This is a genomic window from Azospirillum largimobile (assembly GCF_977007025.2).
On record NZ_CDRMUA020000001.1, the window covers coordinates 1,671,043 to 1,691,812 of the forward strand.

A 20,770-nucleotide genomic window follows, 5' to 3' on the forward strand; every position below is an offset into this window, starting at 1 on the left:
AACTATTTTTTGGTTGCAAATCGCTAAAGAATTGGTCAGAGGTGCTGACTCGGCGCCATAAGCCGCCGATCTATGACCCTTACGCCATCGGTGCAGTCCCCGTCGGGTGACGGAGCGGACCTGAGCCGGAAGTTCAAGATCCACCCACAACCTCTTGAAACGGCGAACGGCCGGCGGATCGCTCCGCCGGCCGTTGCTTTACCGGATGTGTCCCGACTGCCAGCCCGATGACTCGGGCCGGGCGATCAGGCGGCCTTGTTGCGGCCGGCCACGATTTCGTCGGTGACGTTGCGCGGCACCGGCTCGTAGTGGCTGAACTCCATCGTGTAGGACGCACGGCCCGAGGTCATGCCGCGCAGCTGGCCGATGTAGCCGAACATTTCGTTCAGCGGGACATTGGCCTCGACGGCGATGTTCGAACCACGCTCCAGCTGGCCCAGGACGGTGCCGCGACGACGGTTCACGTCGCCGATGACGTCGCCCAGGTAATCGTCGGGGGTGACGATCTCGACCTTCATCACCGGCTCGAGCAGGATCGGACCGGCCTTCGGCAGAGCCTCGCGGAAGCAGGCCTTGGCGGCGATTTCGAACGTCAGGGCGTTCGAGTCGACGTCGTGGTACTTGCCGTCCACCAGGCGGGCGCTGAAGTCCACAGTCGGGTAGCCGGCGAGGACGCCGTCTTCCTTCTGCATCTCCAGGCCCTTCTTGACCGACGGGACATATTCGCGCGGAACCGTGCCGCCGACGGTCTCGTCGAGGAACTCGAAGCCCTCACCCCGCTCGCGCGGCGCGAAGACGATCTTCACCTCGGCGAACTGGCCCGAACCACCGGTCTGCTTCTTGTGGGTGTAGGTGTATTCGACCGGCTTGGTGATCGTCTCGCGGTAGGCGACCTGGGGCTTGCCCATGTTGCCTTCCACGCCGAACTCCGTGCGCATACGGTCCAGCGTCACTTCCAGATGCAGCTCGCCCATGCCGCGCAGGATGGTCTGGCCGGTTTCACGGTCGGTCTCCAGGCGGAGCGACGGATCGGCGCGGACCATCTTGCCCAGAGCGATCGAGAACTTCTCCTGCTCGCCCTTGGTCTTCGGCTCGACCGAGACGCTGATGACGGGGTCGGGGAAGCGCATGCGCTCCAGGATGACCGGCGCGGAGGCGTCGCACAACGTGTCACCGGTCTCGGTCTCCTGCAGGGAGACGAGCGCGATGATGTCGCCGGCGCGGGCTTCCTCGATCGGGTTGGCGTCCTTCGCGTACATCTCGACCATGCGGCCGATCTTCTCGCGCTTGCCGCGGGTCGAGTTCAGGATCGACATGCCCTTGGTCAGCACGCCCGAATAGACGCGCACGAAGGTCATCGAGCCGTAGGTGTCGTTCAGCACCTTGAAGGCCAGCGCCGAGAAGGGCGCGTCGTCGGAGCTGAGACGCTCGCCGTTGGCGTTGCCGTCCTCGTCCACCGTCTTGATGGCCTCGACGTCGGTCGGGGCCGGCAGCAGATCGACGACCGCGTCCAGAACCTGGCAGACGCCCTTGTTCTTGTAGGACGAGCCGCAGAGCACGGGCGTGAAGGCGCTGGTGATGGTGCCCTTGCGCAGGCAGGCGCGCAGAACGTCGGGCGAGGGATCCTCACCCGAGTCCAGGTAGGCTTCCATCGCCGCCTCGTCCATTTCCAGGGCGGTGTCGACGAGCTCGGCGCGAAGGGCCGGGATGCTGGCGAGGTTGTCGAGGTCTTCCTTGACGGTCAGGTTGAGCTTCTGGGCGAGGTCGTCGGTGACCTCCCAGGTCTCCCACTTGGCGTCCTTGTCGTCGGAGAACCAGACATAGGCCTTCATCTCGACCAGGTCGACCATGCCGCGGAAGTTGTCTTCCGAGCCGAGCGGGACCTGGATGCAGACCGGACGCGCGTTCAGGCGGGTCTTGATCATGCTGACGCAGCGCTGGAAGTTGGCGCCGGAGCGGTCCATCTTGTTGACGTAGCAGATGCGCGGAACGTTGTAGTTGTCCGCCAGACGCCAGTTGGTCTCCGACTGCGGCTCCACGCCGGCGACGCCGTCGAACACCACGACCGCGCCGTCGAGCACGCGGAGCGAGCGGTTCACCTCGATGGTGAAGTCCACGTGGCCCGGGGTGTCGATGACGTTGATCTTCTTCTCGCGCCAGAAGGCCGAAACGGCGGCCGACTGGATGGTGATGCCGCGCTTCTGCTCCTGCTCCATGTAGTCGGTCGTGGTCGACGTCTTCAGATCCTTCGTCTCGTGGACGTCGATGATCGTGTGCTTGCGACCGGTGTAGTACAGAATGCGCTCGGTGGTCGTCGTCTTGCCCGCGTCGACGTGGGCGATGATGCCGATGTTCCGAATGTCAGACAGTGGCGTTTGGCGCGGCATGTTGCGGTTCCATTGCAGTAACGCGACAACCGAAGCGCGACCGTCAGGGTCGTCCGCTTCGGCGGCAGAGGTTGGTCGGGGTTTTACGGGCGATCTGTTAAGGCGTCATTAACATTCCGTAAACCGACAAGCAATTTGTCGGATTATTGAAGCGCGCGGCCCTCACAGCGTTCGGGCCACGCCGGCACACCCCAACCGAGGCTGCCGGGTCGCCCCGTTTCCGCCGCCTTATTTAGCAGCGGTGACCTGAATTTCAACGAGATACTCCGGGGCCGCCAGCTTGGTTTCCACCGTGGCGCGGGCCGGCGGATTGGCCGGATCGACCCAGGCCTCCCACGCCTTGTTCATTGCGCCGAAGCTGGCGATGTCCACCAGATAGATCGTGGCCGACAGCAGCTTGCTCTTGTCGCTGCCCGCTTCCGCCAGCAGGGCGTCGATCTGGGCCAGGATTTGGGCGGTCTGACGCTCGACGTCGGGCGTCGGCTCGTCGGCGACCTGACCGGCGAGATAGACCGTGTCCTTATGGACGACCATCTGGCTCATGCGCGGTCCGGTGTGGAAGCGCTGGATCGACATGACGAGAAGACTCCGGGTTCCGGGGGCTCGAAAAAGACGCGCGTACGTCTATGCCATTCAGAGCCTCGCGCGAAGTAAAAAATGCGCCTCCCCCGCTCAGGGCTGCTCCGCGGCGGTATCCTTCGCCAAAAGTGCGGCAAACCGGCCGGAGGGGACCGCGAAATTGCGCACGGCCGGGGCATTTCCGGCAGCGACGCCGACTCCGGCGACCGCCCAGCCGCCGCCGGCTGCGCCGTCCCGGCCCGCCGACCGCACCAGCAGCGGCCCACCGCTGGTCCCGCGCGTGGCGTCGCAATCATGCACCAGCAGTCCGGCACTCTCCCCCAGCATCCGACAGTCGCGATCGGCCATCAGGATCTGTGCCCGGTCCTGGCTGTAGCCGCCAAGCATCAGGGGCGTCCCCGCCGGCAGGGGCGCGGCGCTGACGGGGAGCGGCGGCACCGACTCCGGCGCCGCCTCGGCCAGCGTCAGCACCGCCCAGTCGGCCGAAACCACTGGATTGGGCGCGGCGGGATCATAGGCCGGATCGGTCGCGACGCGGGCCACCGTGACATGCCGGGTGAACTCCCCCCGGTCATAGCCGAACAGGACATGCAGCGAGGATGCCTGCAGGAAGCGCCGCGTCCGCGGGTTGAACAGGCAATGGGCGGCAGTCAGCACCGTGCGCGGCCCGACCAGGGCCCCGGTGCAGCGGCCGGCCAGGTTGGTCTGCACCCGGACGACGCTGCGCCACGGAGCCGCCGACGCATCCACCGGCACCCGCCGGTCCCCCGGCCCGACACCGGGCAGCAGCGGCCGCTCCGCATCGGCTCCGGGCGCACCGGCCAGGATTGCGAGCGCAAGCGCCGCTGCGACCATACGGCCAGCGCCAAGGCGGCGCCGACAGCGCGCATGTTCTTGCTCCGTTTCCCTCAATCCCGTATTCTCCCGCACATGGCGACGCTGATCATCACTGAGAAATCCAGCCAGGCGAAGGACCTGCGCGCAGCCCTGGGCGACCGTTACGGCCGCATCCTGCCGGCAGAGGGGCACCTGTTGCGGCTTGCCGAGCCGGACGAGGTCGATCCCGCCTGGAAACGCTGGTCGCCGACCCTGCTGAAGCCGGACGGGCTCTATCCCACCCGCCCCGACCAGGGCGGCAACAAGGCGGCGAAGCTGCAGGCCATCACCGCCGCGCTGCGCGCCTGCGACGAGGTGATCCTCGCCACCGACTGCGACCGCGAAGGCCAGCTGATCGGGCAGGAGATCCTGGAGCATGTCGGCTATCGCGGCAAGGTGCGGCGCGCGCTTTTCACGGCGCAGGACCCGAAGACCCTGCGCGATGCCTTCGCCGCGCTCAAGCCCAACGACAGCATGCGCCCGCTCTACGAGGCGGCGGTGGCGCGCCAGCAGGCCGACCAGATCTACAACCTGTCGCTGACACGCACCGCGACCAAGACCCTGCTGGCGCCCGGCACCCGCGGCGTCATCGGCATCGGCCGGGTGAAGACCCCGACACTCGCCATCGTCTGCCTGCGCGAGCTGGAGATCCGCAACTTCAAGCCGGAGGATTATTTCGAGGTCGTCGCGACCGCAACCGTGGCGGAGGGCAGCTTCCAGATGCGCCACGCCCCGGCGCCCAAGGACCGTATCAAGGACCGCGCTGCGGCCGAGGCCATCGCCCGCGCCGCGGACAACCACCGCGGCCCGCTGACCGTGACGGTGGAGGAGAAGCGGCAGGCGCCGCCAAAGCTGTACGACCTGCCTTCGCTGCAGAAGACCTGCGGACAACGATGGGGCTGGACCGCCGACCGCACGCTGTCGGTGGCGCAGGAGCTGTATGACGGCGACGGCAAGAAGCTGATCACCTACCCGCGCGCCGAGGCGCGGTATCTGTCGGAGAATCAAATCGCCGACGTGCCGGCCATCGTCGGCGCGCTGACCCGGCTGCGCGGCTTCGCCCATCTCGACATTGCCCGGCCGGTGATCCGCAAGGGCAAGTCCGGCCATTTCTGCGACAAGGCTCTGGAGGGCGTGTCGCACCATGCGGTGATTCCCAACGTCAATGTGCTGGACGATCTGGAATCGCGGCTGGTCCGGCTGACCGACGACGAAAAGCGGCTCTATGCGCTGATCTGCCGGTCCTACCTCGCCACGGTGATGCCCGACTACGAGTATCGCCAGACCAGCGTGACCATGCCGGTCCCGGTGCCGACGCCCGGGGGGGCCAAGCCGGTCGCCTTCCGCGCCGTCGGCCGCATCCCGCTGAAGCTGGGCTGGAAGGCGGCCTTCGGCTCCGCCGACTCCGACGGCAAACCGGAGGAGGAGGCCGAGCAGACCTTGCCGCCGCTGACCGACGGCGAGCCGGCGACGTTGAGCGACCCGAAGGTGGAGGCGAAGCGCACCCAGGCGCCGCCGCGCTACAACGAAGGCACGCTGGTGGACGCCATGCAGAACTCCTGGCGGTTCGTCGAGGACCCGGCCCTGCGCGACCGGTTGAAGGAGGCCAAGGGAATCGGCACCCCGGCCACCCGCGCCGAGGTCATTAAGGGGCTGCGCAAACAGAACCTGCTGGGGGCGGACGGCAAGTGGCTGGTCCCGACGCCGGCCGGCCTGCACCTGTTCGAGACGCTACGTGCCGCCGCCCCGACGCTGGTCGATCCCGGCACCACCGCGCTGTGGGAAATGAAGCTGGACGAGGTGGTGACCGGCCGCGCCGATTTCCGCCGCGTGATCGACGCCATCGCGACCGAGGCGGAGCGGCTGATCGGTGCGCTGGTCGGGCAGCGCGGCACGACGCTCGACCTCGGCCTGCCCGCCCCCAAGGCACGCTTCACCCGCCGCGGGGCGGGGGGCGGGCGCACCAGCTCCGCCGCCGCCGCCGCCGGTGCCGCCAAGCCGGCGCGTCGGCGGACCCGCAAAGCCGCCACGCCGGTGGAGGGAGAGGCTGCGACGCCAAAGCCGCGCCACGCCCGCAAAGCCAAGGCCGGCGCATCGGCGCCGCCGGAGAGCGTCACCCTGGACAGCGAGCCGCCCGCGGGCCCGGCGGCGGCGAATGCGCATCGCCGACGCGAGCCGACGGAACGCATGGTCGCCTTCGCCCGCAGTCTGGCGGAACGCAAGGGCATCGCCCTACCCGATCCGTGCCTGCGCGACTTCGACCAGTGCCGCAGCTTCCTGGACCAGCACGCACGCTGATCACCCGGTGGACCGCGGGGCAATGGTCGCGCCAATGGTTGTGGCTTTGCAAAGATTCGCTCTTTCTTGACAAGAATGATCACTGGACGGCACTCGCGATGCCAGCAATTCTCAAGGCATTCTCAATCAATGCTGAGTGGTGCCATGAATTTTTCCAATTTGACCACCCGTACTGTGACCGTCGCGGCGTTGAGCCTCGCTGCGGTGGCCCCCACCTTGGCGCAGAGCCTGCCCAGCTATGACGGCGCCAGCGTCACCCAATGCATTCCCTTCGCCAATTTCCAGCCGGTTTCCTTCACAGAGGCCCCCCAGCTGAATTTCAGCATCGCCGGCGACAGCACCATCCATTCCGTGACGATGGACACGGGGTCGGTCGGCATCGCCATTTCGGCCGCCAACATCCCCAACTATGACCAGTTGAAAACGGCCGCCGGCGCCACGGCGGGCACGCAATTCCTGTCCAGCAGCAAGGTGCTGTGGGTCGGCACCTGGGTGCCGATGACGGTTACCCTGTATGACCGGAACAAGCAGCCGGTGGCGACTTCGAACGTCTTCGTGCTGGGCGTGGAGCAGTCCGGCCGCTGCGACACCTACCAGACCGACCAGCAGATCTGCCCCAACCTGCCGGCGCCGCAAAAGCCCGTGCTCTACATGGGTGTCGGCTTCGGGCAGGAGGCGGATTTCCAGCCGCAGGGCACGCCGGACAAGAATGTTCTCCTGAACCTGCACAGCGTGAACGGCCAGCCCGTCGCTCCGGGAACGCTGAACAAGGGCTACATCATCGGCCGCCAGGGCATCCAGGTCGGGCTGACCGCGGCCAACACGGCGGGGTTCCGCTTCGCCAAGCTGCAGCCTTATCTGCAGTATCCCGGCGACTGGATGATGCCGAGCGGCTGCATCACGGTGAACCCGGACCAAAACCGCGATGCCAACGGCCCGATCTGCACCTCGGCGAACATCCTGGTCGATACCGGCATCCCGCAGAGCTACATGACGGTGCCGCCCACGATCCAATTCAACAAGGTGGCGCAGACGGATCTGAGCGAACCGACAAAGACGGTGAACGTTCTGGCGCCGCAAACGTCGGTTGCCGTGCAGATCCCCGACGCCGTCAACCCGATCGCCACCGACGCCTTCATCGTCGGCAGCGGCGTGCCGAACGAGCCGGCGCAGGTGATCCCCTCGAGCACCCAGCCGCCGCCTCCTGCCACCCCGAGGGCGCCTTTCATCAACACCGGCCGCCATTTCCTGCGGCAGTACCAGTTCCTGTATGACGCGAGCCAAGGCTATGTCGGCATGAAGGAACAGCCGAACCCCTGCGGCGAGCAGTGACCGGCAAAGGGGCGCCCATCCGGCGCCCCTCGCCTTCCGGGCATGAAAAAAGCCCCGGAGCGGGGCCTGACTGCGAAAGCGCGGATATGGGTGGTGGGCGATGAGGGGATCGAACCCCCGACATTCTCGGTGTAAACGAGACGCTCTACCGCTGAGCTAATCGCCCGATGCCTGAAAAGGCTTTGCTTTCAAATACAAGCCGGCCGGGTGGTTGCCCGGCCGGCCGCACTATGCCCTGAATGGGCCGGAAACTTCAAGCCCGTCCGGCTGAACCTCAGTTCAGCGCGTCCTTGAGGGTCTTGCCGGCCTTGAACTTCGGCTGCTTGGACGCCGGAATGTCAATCTTCTCACCCGTGCGCGGGTTGCGGCCCTCGGTCGCGGGACGCTCAGCCACCGCGAAGGTGCCGAAGCCGACCAGACGGACCTCATCGCCATTCTTCAAGGATTCGGCAATGCTGTCGAACACGGCGTCGACGGCCTTCGTGGCGTCGGTCTTGGACAAACCGGACGCTTCGGCAACATGCGCCACGAGATCGTTCTTGTTCACGCAATCCCCCTTCCAAATTCAGCAAATACTGAAAGACAAAAGCCGCCCCAGGACTTTTCGTCCACGACTTATTGGAAGCAAAGGATAAGCACAGCGTTTGCCGCCCGTCAATTCCCGACGGGCGGCATAGCTCATCATGTCCCAAAAGTCGCGCGTCCGGTGGCGGCCACGATCGCATCGCAACCGCCGGTCCCGGATCAGTGACGCAGGGCCTCTCCGTCAGCGCCCTTCTCCTGGGCCTTCGCCGCCGCCGGATCGACCTCCGGCTCGGTCCACTCGATGGGCTCCAGCGGACGCACCAGCGCGTTACGCAGCACCTCGTCCACCGTGGCGACGGGCATGATCTCCAGCCCGCGCTTCACGTTGTCGGGGATGTCCGCCAGATCCTTCTCGTTGTCCTTCGGGATCAGCACATGCTTGATGCCGCCGCGCAGTGCGGCCAGCAGCTTCTCCTTCAGGCCGCCGATCGGCAGGACCCGGCCACGCAGCGTGATCTCGCCGGTCATCGCCACGTCCTTGCGCACCGGAATGCCGGTCAGCACCGAGACGATGGAGGTGGCCATGGCGACACCGGCCGACGGGCCGTCCTTCGGCGTCGCGCCTTCGGGAACGTGGACGTGGATGTCCTTCTTCTCGAACAGCGTCGGCTTGATGCCGAAGGCGACGGCGCGCGACTTGACGTAGCTCTCGGCCGCCTGGACCGATTCCTTCATCACGTCGCCCAACTTGCCGGTGGTGGTGACACGGCCCTTGCCGGGCAGGCCCACGGCCTCGATCGACAGCAGCTCGCCGCCGACCTCGGTCCAGGCCAGACCGGTGGTGACGCCCACCAGATCCTCCAGCTCCGCCTCACCATAGTGGAAGCGGCGGACGCCGGCATACTTGTCGAGGTTACGGCGGGTGACCGACACCTTGGCGCCGCCGGTGCCCTTGAGCAGGATCTCCTTCACCGCCTTGCGGCAGAGGTTGGCGATCTCGCGTTCCAGGCTGCGGACGCCGGCTTCCCGCGTGTAGTAGCGGACCAGATCGCGTAGCGCGTCATCGGAGATGGTGAACTCGCCCTTCTTCAGGCCGTTCGCCTCGATCTGCTTCTCGATCAGGTGGCGCTTGGAAATCTCGACCTTTTCGTCCTCGGTGTAGCCGGCGACGCGGATGATCTCCATGCGGTCCAGCAGCGGCTGCGGCATGCGCATCGTGTTGGCCGTGCAGACGAACATCACATCGGACAGGTCGTAGTCGACCTCCAGATAATGGTCGTTGAAGGTGCCGTTCTGCTCCGGATCCAGGACCTCCAGCAGGGCGGACGACGGATCGCCGCGCCAGTCGGCGCCGAGCTTGTCGATCTCGTCGAGCAGGAAGAGCGGGTTGGAGGACTTCGCCTTCTTCATGCCCTGGATGACCTTGCCGGGCATCGAGCCGATGTAGGTGCGGCGGTGGCCGCGAACCTCGGCCTCGTCACGGACGCCGCCCAGCGACATGCGGACGAAATTGCGGCCGGTGGACTTGGCGATCGACTTGCCGAGCGAGGTCTTGCCGACGCCGGGCGGGCCGACGAGGCAGAGGATCGGACCCTTGACCTTGTTCATCCGGTTCTGAACGGCAAGATACTCAAGGATACGCTCCTTGACCTTCTCCAGACCGTAATGGTCGGCGTCCAGCACCTTCTGGGCCAGCTTCAGGTCGCGCTTCACCTTGGTGCGCTTCTTCCACGGAATGGACAGCATCCAATCCAGGTAGTTGCGGACCACGGTGGCCTCCGCGGACATCGGGCTCATCGACCGCAGCTTCTTCAACTCGGCCAGGGCCTTTTCGCGGGCTTCCTTGGAGAAGCGGGTCTTGTTGATCTTCTCTTCCAGCTCGGCCGATTCGTCGCGGCCGTCCTCGGTCTCGCCGAGCTCCTTCTGGATCGCCTTCAGCTGCTCGTTCAGATAGTACTCGCGCTGGGTCTTCTCCATCTGCCGCTTGACGCGGTTGCGGATGCGCTTTTCCACCTGAAGAACGCCGATCTCGCCTTCCATGAAGGCATAGACCCGCTCCAGCCGCTCCGACACGGTGGCGCATTCCAGAAGCTGCTGCTTCTCCGGAATCTTCAGCGCCAGATGCGAAGCGACGGTATCGGCCAGCTTGCCGGCTTCCTCGATCTGGTTGATCGAGACCAGCACTTCCGGCGGGATCTTCTTGTTGAGCTTGATGTACTGCTCGAACTGGGAGACGACGGCGCGGCTCAGGGCTTCAAGCTCCTGGTTCTCGCCGGTCTTTTCCTCGACCAGTTCGGCCTGGGCCTGGAAGAACTCCTCATTGTCGGCGAACTTGGTGATGGCGGCGCGCTGGCCGCCTTCCACCAGCACCTTGACGGTCCCGTCCGGCAGCTTGAGCAGCTGCAACACGGTGCCGACGGTGCCGACGCTGTAGATGTCGGCCGGAGTCGGATCGTCCTGCGCGGCGTTCTTCTGGGTGACGAGCAGGATCTGCTTGTCATCCTTCATCACGTCTTCCAGCGCGCGCACGGACTTCTCGCGCCCGACGAACAGCGGCACGATCATGTGGGGGAAGACCACGATGTCGCGCAGCGGCAGGACCGGGTAGAGGGCACCACGGGAGAGTTCGATCATGGGCAGGGCCTCAATGAATGGATCGCCGCCAGCCCGGAATGGGCCTGACACAGCCCCCGCCTCGGGTTGAGCGCGGGGATCGCCTACGGCACCCGACTAACGTGGCACACGGCCATGCGCCCTTCAAGGGGGCTGCGGCCCCCTTCCCGACGTTTCCACGGGGTGAGAGGGCCATTCCACCGGCCAACACCGCGCTTATTCCCCTTTCGGACGGCTTGAACGCCGGTTCGGGGTGTCTTTCCGTCCCTTCGACCGCCCCAAGGGGAAGTTTACGGCCCCGTTTGCGTCCCAACCCCAGGCCGGACCGCCGTGATCACTCCGACGAGGCGACGATTCGGGATGGAGGGTTGGCCGGCACCCGCACCGGCAGCGCCGGAACCATGCGGACATAAGAAAAGGGGCGCCGAAGCGCCCCTTTATTCGCCGCGTCGCGAGACGCGCGACAGAGTGTCACCGGGTCAGGCGCCCGGCGCCTCGCTGCGCCGTTCGGCATGGACGTAGAGCGGCTTGGCCCGCCCTTCGACCACTTCCTTGTTGACCAGGATGCTTTCGATGCCGGTCAGGCCCGGCAGGTCGAACATCGGGTCGAGCAGGATGGCTTCCATGATCGACCGCAGGCCGCGGGCGCCGGTCTTGCGGGCAATCGCCTTGTGGGCGATGGCGCGCATGGCGTCCTCGGAGAACTCCAGATGGACGTCTTCCATCTCGAATAGGCGCTGGTACTGCTTGACCAAGGCGTTCTTCGGCTTGCTGAGGATCTCGACCAGCGCGCCCTCGTCCAGGTCGGACAAGGTGGCCAGCACGGGCAGACGGCCGATGAACTCGGGGATCAGACCGAACTTCAGCAGATCCTCGGGCTCGACCTCGTGCAGGATCTCGCCGGTCGCACGCTCGTCGGCGGAGCGCACATCGGCGCCGAAGCCGATGCTGGTGCCCTTGCCGCGCTGGGCGATGATCTTGTCCAGGCCGGCGAAGGCGCCGCCGCAGATGAACAGGATGTTGCTGGTGTCGACCTGCAGGAATTCCTGCTGCGGATGCTTGCGCCCGCCCTGCGGCGGCACGGAGGCGACGGTGCCCTCCATGATCTTCAGCAGGGCCTGCTGCACGCCCTCGCCCGACACGTCGCGGGTGATCGACGGGTTGTCGGACTTGCGGCTGATCTTGTCGACCTCGTCGATGTAGACGATGCCGCGCTGCGCCCGCTCCACATTGTAGTCGGCGGCCTGCAGCAGCTTGAGGATGATGTTCTCGACGTCCTCGCCGACGTAACCGGCTTCGGTCAGCGTCGTGGCGTCGGCCATGGTGAAGGGAACGTCGATGATGCGGGCCAGGGTCTGGGCCAGCAGCGTCTTGCCGCAGCCGGTCGGGCCGATCAGCAGGATGTTCGACTTCGCCAGTTCGACGTCGTTGTGCTTCGTCCCGTGGGCGAGGCGCTTGTAATGATTGTGGACCGCCACCGACAGCACGCGCTTGGCGTAGGACTGTCCGATGACGTAATCGTCGAGCACCGCATGAATGTCGCGCGGAGTCGGAACCCCATCGCGGGACTTCACGAGGGTCGTCTTGTTCTCCTCGCGAATGATGTCCATGCACAGTTCGACGCATTCATCGCAGATGAACACCGTCGGACCGGCAATCAGCTTGCGGACCTCGTGCTGGCTCTTGCCGCAGAAGGAGCAGTAGAGCGTATTCTTCGAATCGCCGCTGCTGGACTTGCTCATCGGTACTCCGTCATCTCGCGGGAGGCGTGATCCTTGAGGACCATGCCCGTTCGCGGCGCCCCCCGACGCCGGTCCTACTCAGGTTATCGCGGACGACGCCCGCGACAAGGTCATGCGCCGATTTGGCGACGCATCACGATCCGCATATCCGGGTCCCTGCTCGGGACTCCCCCTATGACCGGATCGTGTCACTGCCATTCAACAACAGCGTCACGACCCGATCAACCCTTTGTTGGGAGGGCTCGGGAACCTCGGTTCACGAATGGTGGTCGACGCCCGGACGCTTCTCCACCACCTCGTCGATCAGGCCGAAGGCCTTCGCCTCTTCCGGCGACATGAACTTGTCGCGCTCCATGGCGGTCTCGATGGTGTCGAGATCCTGCCCGGTGTGCTTGACGTAGATGTCGTTCAGGCGCGAGCGCAGCTTCAGGATTTCCTGGGCCTGGATTTCGATGTCCGAGGCCTGGCCCTGGGCGCCGCCCGACGGCTGGTGGATCATGATGCGGCTGTTGGGCAGCGAGAAGCGCTTGCCCGGCGCGCCGGCCGCCAGCAGCAGCGAGCCCATCGACGCGGCCTGCCCCATGCACACCGTCGACACCTGCGGACGGATGTACTGCATGGTGTCGTAGATGGCGAGGCCGGCCGAGACGTAACCGCCCGGCGAATTGATGTAGAGCGCGATGTCCTTGTTCGGGTTCTCCGACTCAAGGAACAGCAGCTGCGAGCAGATCAGGCTGGCGACGGCGTCGTTCACTCCGCCGATCAGGAAGATGATCCGCTCCTTCAGCAGGCGCGAATAAATGTCGTACGCGCGCTCGCCCCGGTTGGTCTGTTCGATGACCATCGGGACCAGAGCATTCATCTTCGGCTCGAAGTCGTACATGTGTTCTTCCCTGCCCCCGCAGTTGGCTGAACCGGTGATCGTTGCCGGCACGGAACCACATATAGGAACCTTTGGGGGCGGATGGTAGTCCGCCCCCACTCCTTTTGGGGAGTTAGGCGGCCTCAGCCTCGTCCTCGTCCTTCGTCAGCTCTTCGACGCTGACGGTCTTCTCGGTCACCTTGGCCTGATCCAGGATGTGATCGACCACCTTGTCCTCGAAGATCGGGGCGCGGAGATTCTCGAGCGCCTGCTGGTTCTGCTTGAAGAACTCGAACACCTGGCGCTCCTGACCGGGGAAGCGACGGGCTTCGTTGATCAGGGCGCGGTTCACCTCGTCCTGGGTGACCTGGATGTTGTTGCGGCGGCCGACTTCCGACAGCAGCAGACCCAGGCGGACGCGGCGCTCGGCGATCGAGCGGTACTCGGCCTTCAGCTCGTCCTCGGACTTGCTGGCGTCCTCGCCGGCCGTGCCGTTCTTCAGCTCTTCCTGCAGGCGGGCCCAGATGCCCTCGAACTCGATGTCGACCATGCCGGCCGGCACCTCGAACGAATGGGCCTCGGCCAGCTTGTCGAGCAGCTGGCGCTTCACGCGCAGGCGCGACAGGCCGTCATACTCGCCCTTGATGCGGTCGCGGATGGCTTCGCGCATCTTCTCCAGGCTCTCCATGCCGAACTCCTTGGCGAGTTCGTCATTGACCTCGGCCGGGACGTTCTTGCGCAGCTCCTTCACGTCGACCTCGAAGACGGTCGCGGCACCCTTCAGGCGCTCGTGCGGGTAGTCTTCCGGGAAGGTGACGTTGACGGTGCGGTGCTCGCCGGCCTTGGCGCCGACCAGCTGCTCCTCGAAGCCCGGCACGAAGCGGCCGGCGCCCAGCTCCAGCGGGTAGTCCTTGCCGTCCATGCCCGGCAGGGCCTCGCCATCGACGGAACCGGCGAAGTCGATCACGGCAATGTCGCCGGTCTCGGCAGCGCGGTCCTCGGTGACCGGGGCCTGGGTCGAGTGGGCCGAGGCCAGACGGGCCAGCGCCTCTTCCACCGACTCGTCGGTGACCTCGGCGACCGGCTTCTCCAGCTCGATGCCGGTGAACTCGCCCGGCTCGACGTCCGGCAGCAGCTCGACCGCCATCTTGTAGGTGAGGTCGCCGCCGTCCTCGTACTTCTCGACTTCGATCTTCGGCTGCAGGGCGACGCGCAGGCCGCGCTCGCTCAGCGCCTGGCGCGAGCTGTCGGAGATGGCGTCCTCCAGCACCTCGGACAGCACGCCACCGAAATAGCGCTGCTTGATCACGGTGACCGGCACCTTGCCCGGACGGAAGCCCGGCAGCTGGACCGTGCGGCGCAGCTCTTCCAGCTTGCCGTTCACCTTCTCTTCGATGTCCTTGGCGGAAATGACGACCTGAAATTCGCGCTTGAGGCCGTCGGTGCTGGTCTCGGTGATGTTCATCGGAACGAAAGCCTATCTCGTTGTTCCGGCCCGGCGGCGCCCGTCCGGGCGGCCCGAATCCGTGTTGTCCATGCGGTCCAAGGTGTTGCCATGGTGCGGGCGAAGGGACTTGAACCCATACGACCGAAGTCACTGGAACCTAAATCCAGCGCGTCTACCAATTCCGCCACGCCCGCGTTCATGGCAAAGGCAGCCGCGACGGGTGCGCAAACACCCGCCGGACCGCCGGCGAAGTCCGGTCTATAGCACAGCGCGCCGGAAGCAAACAGGCAAAATGGCCCCGCTCAATAGAGTGAGGCCCGGTCTGTTCGCGTCAGCCGCCGGCCTTGCCCAGCGACCTTACCGCGGACGAGGTGATGATGCGCCCCTCGCCGGTATAGGCCTCGTGGTTGGCGTCGATCTCGCCCAGCCGGTAGCGGTAGTTGATCATCATCCCCAGCGACTGTTTCAGCCCCTTGGCCGAGCGGTCGGCCAGCCAGTTCAGCCGCTCCATGCGCGCGCCGTTGGTCAGATGGAAATGCGCCACCGGATCCTGCGCGCGGGCGCGTCCATGACCCTTCGCCTCCTGCACCGTCGTCAGGTAATGGGTACACATCCGCATCAACGGACCGCGCAGGCGTTTCTGCAATTCCTCGTCCGCCGTCCAGCCGGGGCGTGAGAGGGCGCGGGCGAGCAGCGGCGATTCGTCGGTGCCGACGCCGCCCTCGGTCGGCGCTTCGGCATCGTCGGACTGTTCCAGTTCGGTCAGCCGCTCGGCAATGCGCTCGGCTTCCGTGTTGGTCAGCACGGCGTCGCCGTCGCGGTCGAGCGTGCGATCGAACCAGCGGCGGAATCCGGGAATCGGCGACAGGGTGGCGTAGCACTTGATGTTGGGGAACTCGGTCGCCAGCCCGTCGACCACCCGCTTGATCAGGAAATTGCCGAAGCTGATGCCGGCCAGCCCGCTCTGGGCGTTGGAGATCGAATAGAAGATGGCGCTGTCGGCGCTCTTCGGATCGCAGACCGGTGCGGTGGGATCGAGCAGCGCCTGCACATTGTCCGACATGCCCTGGACCAGCGCGACCTCGACGAAGATCAGCGGCTCGTGCGGCATGCGCGGATGGAAGAAAGCGAAGCAGCGCCGGTCGGAATCGAGACGGTCCTTCAGATCCTGCCAGCCGCTGATCTCATGCACCGCCTCGTACTTGATCAGCTTTTCCAGCAGCGAGGCCGGGCTGTCCCAGGTGATGCGGTGCATCTCCAGGAAGCCGACGTCGAACCAGGCGCGCAGCAGGTTCTTCAGATCGTCTTCCAACGCCTGCAGCAGCGGTTCGCCGCGCGCCATCTCCATCAGTTCGGCGCGCAGGTCGACCAGGAACTTGACGCCTTCAGGCAGGGCGTTGAACTGGGTCAGCAGGCGCAGGCGCGGCGGTTCCAGCGCACGGCGGAGCGCCCGCTCGGCATGGCCGCGGGCGACCGGATCGGCCGCCGCCTGGAAGGTCGCCATCGCGTCCATCACCGCGTCGCGATCGACGTCGAAGTCGCGCGCGAGCATCAGAAGGAAGTTCCGGCGCCCCTGGGGATCGAGCGCCAGATAGGTGCGGCCGAGCTGGGCAGCGCGGGCGCGGGCCGAAACCTCGCCGCCGCGCGATTCCAGGCAGGCCTCGATCTGCTCCTTCAGCCGTTCGGCGTCCTCCCGGGGCAGATGGGTGCGCGGCGGTGCGCCGACGGCGCCGCGGGCCGAGGCCGCGACCTCGCGCCAGCGGGTGCGCAGGTTGTCCAGCGCGCGGTCGAAGAAATTGGGCTGCGCGACCTGGGATGGCGGCACAGGATCCAGCGTGGTCGTGTCGGGTGCGTCGCTCATGCCCCGGAGTCTGGCCCGCCTCGACCGGCACCGCAAGGGGGCGCGTGGACGCTGCCGTCGGGAGTACCGCCAACGTCACCCTTGGGTGACCCTTCGCGGATTTCAGGCCTGCGCCTTCAGTGCCTTCAGCACACCGGGAAGCGCACCCGCCAGATCGTCGGAGATCAGGCCGGGGCCCAGCGCGCGCCCGGCCTCGCCATGCAGCCAGACGGCGGTGCAGGCGGCCTCGAACCCGTCCATTCCCTGCGCCAGCAGGCCCAGAACGATGCCGGCCAGCACATCGCCGGTCCCGGCGGTCGCCAGATCGGGCGGCGCGTTGACGTTGACCACGGCGCGGCCGTCGGGCGCGGCGACCACTGTGTCCGCCCCCTTCAGCACCACCACGGCACCGGACCGGGCAGCGGCGGCGCGGACCCGCGACAGCTTGTCGCCGTCCATGCCGACGGAGTCGCCGAACAGCCGGGCGAACTCCCCCTCATGCGGCGTCAGGACGCAGCGCTTGTCGAGCCGGTCGAGCAGGTCGTCGGCCGCTTCGGCGAAGCTCGTCAGCGCATCGGCGTCCAGCACGCAGGCCTTTCGGGCGTCCAGTGCGGCCATCACCGCGGCGCGGGTCTGCGCCCCCCTGCCCGCCCCCGGCCCGATCAGCACCGCGTTCTTCCGCTGGTCCTGCAGCAGGCGGGCGAAGGCGCCGTCATCCACCAGCGGGTCGACGATCACGCTGGCGCATCCGGCGGCATAGATCGGGAAGGCCTCCTGCGGGCAGGCGATGGTGACCAGCCCGGCCCCGGCCCGCAGGGCCGCGACCGAGGCAAGCCGCGCCGCCCCGGTCATCCGAGCGCCGCCGAGAACCACGGCATGGCCGCGCGCATATTTGTGGCCGTCCAGCGCCGGCCAGGGAAAGCGGTGGCGCCACAGCGACGGCTCGTTGACGGCGGTCTGCGGGGCGATGCCGTCCAGCACCCGATCCGGAATGCCGATGTCGGCGACCACCACCTCGCCGCACAGGGTTCGGCCGGGCAACAGCACATGGCCGGGCTTGCGGCGGAAGAAGGTGACGGTCAGCGCCGCCTGGGGCGCGGCGCCCAGCACCCGGCCGCTGTCGCCGTGCAGGCCGCTCGGCACGTCCACCGCCACCACCGTGCGCCCGTCCATCGCTTCGACGATGGCGCGGGCGTGGCCGTCGAGCGGCCGGGAGAGGCCGGCGCCGAACAGCGCGTCGATGACCAGGGGATTGCCCTTGAGGATGTAGGGATCGGCCGCCTCGATCGGACCGGGCCAGCGGTCTGCAGCCACCGCGGCGTCGCCTGTGAGTGCCGAGCGTGTGCCGAGCAGCGCCAGCCGCACCGGCCAGCCGGCCTCCAGCAGAAGGCGGGCGATCACGAAGCCGTCGCCGCCATTGTTGCCGGGACCGCAGAGCACCGCGGTCGGGTGCGGCGCCCAGCGTTCGCACACCGCGCGGACCACGGCGGCGCCGGCGGCCTCCATCAGGGCCGGGCCGGGCACCCCGGCGGCGATGGCCAGTTGATCGGCCCGATACATCTCTGCGACGGACAGAAGCTCATCCATCCCCCACTCCCCGGCGCTGCGTTCCGTTACGGGCGAACTTGCACGCCCTCACTCTACCCCTGGGCTGCGTCTTTGCCCGCAACGGACGATGCAGACAAGCATAAACGCCCGCAAGACGGCCAGTAAGCCGTGCGGACGATAAGAAGAACGGATTTTAAGGGGAAAGGAAAGGGAAGATGGGGCGATGGATGGGACTCGAACCCACGACCACTCGGACCACAACCGAGGGCTCTACCAACTGAGCTACCACCGCCGCCGTCAGCGTTTCCGCCGTCGGGAGCCGCGTTATCCTCCACCTCGGCTTTCCGGTCAAGCGCCTTTTTCGCGAAAAGTGAAAAAACTTCTTTGGGGGTTGGAGCACACCCCTTTCGCCGCCGATTGCCGCCTTCGATGACGCGCAGGCAGCGCAGTGCTTGCGCCAATTGCACAAATATTGTTCAATCCGCTGAATCCTTCGGCAGCACCCTGCCCCATCGGACGGCACCCGACCGTCTTATGACCAGCGTCGATGCCGCCGGACCGGATCGGCCGAATGTGGCACGTTCCATGCTTACCGTCGTCGCTGTCGGCAGTGCCGTGGACGGTGCCTGCCGGCGTTGGCACCTCGTACACGAGAGACCCATGAAGAAGATCGAAGCCATCATCAAGCCGTTCAAACTCGACGAGGTGAAGGAAGCCCTTCACGAGGTCGGGATCAAGGGGATCACCGTCACCGAAGCCAAGGGCTTCGGCCGCCAGAAGGGCCACACCGAGCTTTACCGCGGCGCGGAATACGTCGTGGACTTCCTGCCGAAGGTGAAGATCGAGGTGGTGATGGAAGACTCCCTGGTGGAACGGGCGATCGAGGCGATCCAGCAGGCCGCCCATACCGGCCGCATCGGCGACGGCAAGATCTTCGTCACGCCCGTGGAGGAAGTGGTCCGCATCCGCACCGGCGAAAAGGGTGCCGACGCGATCTGATCGCGCACCGCACCTGTTCCCGCACTTCCAACCGGCTCCCTTCCGACCAGCACCCGCCAACATGCGCCGCTTTCCCCATCCCCTCGCGCCGGCCCCTGCCGCACCCTTCGCCGAACGGCCGATGGCCGCCTATGGCGAACGTGCGACTTTTTGGGTTGGCGCGTTGTACGGGGAAGAAAGGCGTGAGATAACGTCCGCCGCGAGCGCCGCCCTCCGCCGCCGAAGCCCCGAAGGGGCTGGGGCAGCGGCTTGACGCAGCGGGATCCAACCCTCTTAAAGCGTGGAAAAAGAGACATGTCCGACATCAGCAAGGTCTTCGACCTGATCAAGGAACACGACGTCAAGTACGTGGACCTGCGCTTCACCGACCCGCGCGGCAAGCTGCACCACACGGCCCAGCACGTCTCGACCATCGACGAGGATGTGTTCGAGGACGGCATCATGTTCGACGGTTCCTCGATCGCCGGCTGGAAGGGCATCGAAGAGTCGGACATGATCCTGAAGCTGGACCCGACGACGGCCGTCATGGATCCGTTCGCCGCCCAGCCGACGCTGAACATCCTCTGCGACGTGTATGATCCGGGCACCGGCGGCTCCTACGCCCGCTGCCCGCGTGGCATCGCCAAGGCCGCCGAGCGCTACACCGCCTCGGCCGGCATCGGCGACACCGTCTTCTTCGGTCCGGAAGCCGAATTCTTCGTCTTCGACAACGTGAAGTACACGGTCGAGATGAACAAGGTGTCCTACCAGTTCGATTCGGACGAAGGCACCTATTCGTCCGACAAGGACTATGAGGACGGCAACCTGGGCCACCGCCCGGGCACCAAGGGCGGTTACTTCCCGGTCGCCCCGATCGACAGCTGCAACGACCTGCGCGCCGAGATGCTGAGCGTCCTGGCCGAGATGGGCGTTCCGGTCGAGAAGCACCACCACGAGGTGGCCGCCGCCCAGCACGAGCTGGGCATCAAGTTCGACACGCTGGTCCGCACCGGCGACAACATGCAGTACTACAAGTACGTGGTGCACAACGTCGCCCACGCCTACGGCAAGTCGGCCACCTTCATGCCGAAGCCCGTGTTCGGCGACAACGGCTCGGGCATGCACTGCCACCAGTCGATCTGGAAGGACGGCCAGCCGCTGTTCGCCGGCAACCAGTACGCCGACCTGTCGGAGCTGGCGCTGTACTACATCGGCGGCATCATCAAGCACGCCAAGGCGCTGAACGCCTTCACCAATCCGTCGACCAACAGCTACAAGCGTCTGGTCCCGGGCTATGAGGCCCCGGTGCTGCTGGCCTACTCGGCCCGCAACCGTTCGGCGTCCTGCCGCATCCCGTACGTTGCCTCGCCGAAGGGCAAGCGCGTCGAGGTCCGCTTCCCGGATCCGTCGGCCAACCCGTACCTGGCCTTCGCCGCCATGCTGATGGCCGGCCTGGACGGCATCCAGAACAAGATCCATCCTGGCGACGCGATGGACAAGAACCTGTACGACCTGCCGCCGGAAGAGCTGGCCAAGGTCCCGACCGTCTGCGGCTCGCTGCGCGAAGCCCTGAACTCCCTGCGCGAGGACAACGAGTTCCTGCGCAAGGGCGACGTCTTCTCGCAGGACATGATCGACGGCTACATCGACCTCCGCACGGAAGAGATGATGGCCTTCGAGACCATGCCGCACCCGATCGAGTACAAAATGTACTACTCGGTCTGATGTTGCCTCGCGGCGTCC

14 protein-coding genes and 3 tRNA genes are annotated in these 20,770 nt (G+C 66.3%); 4 read left to right on the plus strand and 13 right to left on the minus strand.

What is annotated here, in order from left to right; genetic code table 11:
* Window positions 1-245: 245 nt before the first annotated feature.
* The 3 genes from fusA to ACWPKK_RS07775 all read right to left on the minus strand — a co-directional run bounded on the left by fusA (window position 246) and on the right by ACWPKK_RS07775 (window position 3,821).
* A complete protein-coding gene (gene fusA / locus ACWPKK_RS07765) occupies window positions 246-2,387 on the minus strand; it encodes an elongation factor G (protein WP_452002503.1) in 2,142 nt (713 codons plus the stop codon).
* A 228-nt stretch (window positions 2,388-2,615) separates the two neighbouring features.
* Window positions 2,616-2,963: a RidA family protein gene (locus ACWPKK_RS07770; protein WP_452002506.1), complete on the minus strand. Its 348-nt coding sequence runs from the start codon at window positions 2,961-2,963 to the stop codon at window positions 2,616-2,618.
* Window positions 2,964-3,059: 96 nt separating this feature from the next.
* Window positions 3,060-3,821: a trypsin-like serine peptidase gene (locus ACWPKK_RS07775; RefSeq protein WP_452002509.1), complete on the minus strand. Its 762-nt coding sequence runs from the start codon at window positions 3,819-3,821 to the stop codon at window positions 3,060-3,062.
* A gap of 75 nt (window positions 3,822-3,896) precedes the next feature.
* On the opposite strand from ACWPKK_RS07775, the gene ACWPKK_RS07780 reads away from it, so the two are divergent.
* Window positions 3,897-6,140 (plus strand): DNA topoisomerase, encoded by a 2,244-nt coding sequence (locus tag ACWPKK_RS07780; protein ID WP_452002513.1) that lies wholly within the window; start codon window positions 3,897-3,899, stop codon window positions 6,138-6,140.
* Between the two features lie 159 nt (window positions 6,141-6,299).
* Window positions 6,300-7,472, plus strand: a complete 1,173-nt coding sequence (locus ACWPKK_RS07785) for a hypothetical protein (protein WP_452002516.1) — start codon at window positions 6,300-6,302, stop codon at window positions 7,470-7,472.
* A gap of 91 nt (window positions 7,473-7,563) precedes the next feature.
* Here the strand turns inward: ACWPKK_RS07785 and ACWPKK_RS07790 are convergent.
* From ACWPKK_RS07790 to ACWPKK_RS07835, 10 genes are all read right to left on the minus strand, one after another.
* Window positions 7,564-7,638 (minus strand) — tRNA-Val (locus ACWPKK_RS07790).
* 108 nt (window positions 7,639-7,746) lie between these two features.
* Complete coding sequence (locus tag ACWPKK_RS07795) at window positions 7,747-8,019, minus strand: HU family DNA-binding protein (protein ID WP_012974523.1); 273 nt, start codon at window positions 8,017-8,019, stop codon at window positions 7,747-7,749.
* A gap of 197 nt (window positions 8,020-8,216) precedes the next feature.
* Entirely contained in the window at window positions 8,217-10,631 is a 2,415-nt protein-coding gene (lon, locus tag ACWPKK_RS07800; RefSeq protein WP_324871903.1) for an endopeptidase La, read from the minus strand.
* A 458-nt stretch (window positions 10,632-11,089) separates the two neighbouring features.
* On the minus strand, window positions 11,090-12,352 hold the full coding sequence (gene clpX / locus ACWPKK_RS07805) for an ATP-dependent Clp protease ATP-binding subunit ClpX (RefSeq protein ID WP_149198333.1): 1,263 nt from the start codon (window positions 12,350-12,352) through the stop codon (window positions 11,090-11,092).
* Between the two features lie 256 nt (window positions 12,353-12,608).
* Complete coding sequence (clpP, locus tag ACWPKK_RS07810; RefSeq protein ID WP_042688570.1) at window positions 12,609-13,235, minus strand: ATP-dependent Clp endopeptidase proteolytic subunit ClpP; 627 nt, start codon at window positions 13,233-13,235, stop codon at window positions 12,609-12,611.
* 112 nt (window positions 13,236-13,347) lie between these two features.
* Window positions 13,348-14,679, minus strand: coding sequence for a trigger factor (gene tig / locus ACWPKK_RS07815; RefSeq protein ID WP_452002521.1), 1,332 nt, complete (start codon window positions 14,677-14,679; stop codon window positions 13,348-13,350).
* A 91-nt stretch (window positions 14,680-14,770) separates the two neighbouring features.
* Window positions 14,771-14,855: transfer RNA gene (locus ACWPKK_RS07820), tRNA-Leu, on the minus strand.
* A 137-nt stretch (window positions 14,856-14,992) separates the two neighbouring features.
* Window positions 14,993-16,522 (minus strand): malonyl-CoA decarboxylase, encoded by a 1,530-nt coding sequence (locus tag ACWPKK_RS07825; RefSeq protein WP_452002524.1) that lies wholly within the window; start codon window positions 16,520-16,522, stop codon window positions 14,993-14,995.
* 102 nt (window positions 16,523-16,624) lie between these two features.
* Window positions 16,625-18,088 carry an NAD(P)H-hydrate dehydratase gene (locus ACWPKK_RS07830; protein WP_452002527.1) on the minus strand — a complete coding sequence of 488 codons (1,464 nt, stop codon included), beginning with the start codon at window positions 18,086-18,088 and terminating at the stop codon, window positions 16,625-16,627.
* Window positions 18,089-18,265: 177 nt separating this feature from the next.
* Window positions 18,266-18,341, minus strand: a tRNA-His gene (locus ACWPKK_RS07835).
* Window positions 18,342-18,709: 368 nt separating this feature from the next.
* On the opposite strand from ACWPKK_RS07835, the gene ACWPKK_RS07840 reads away from it, so the two are divergent.
* Together ACWPKK_RS07840 and glnA are read left to right on the plus strand one after the other, a co-directional pair.
* On the plus strand, window positions 18,710-19,048 hold the full coding sequence (locus tag ACWPKK_RS07840; RefSeq protein ID WP_012974531.1) for a P-II family nitrogen regulator: 339 nt from the start codon (window positions 18,710-18,712) through the stop codon (window positions 19,046-19,048).
* Between the two features lie 294 nt (window positions 19,049-19,342).
* Complete coding sequence (gene glnA / locus ACWPKK_RS07845) at window positions 19,343-20,752, plus strand: type I glutamate--ammonia ligase (RefSeq protein ID WP_324866581.1); 1,410 nt, start codon at window positions 19,343-19,345, stop codon at window positions 20,750-20,752.
* The last annotated feature ends 18 nt before the right edge of the window (window positions 20,753-20,770 follow it).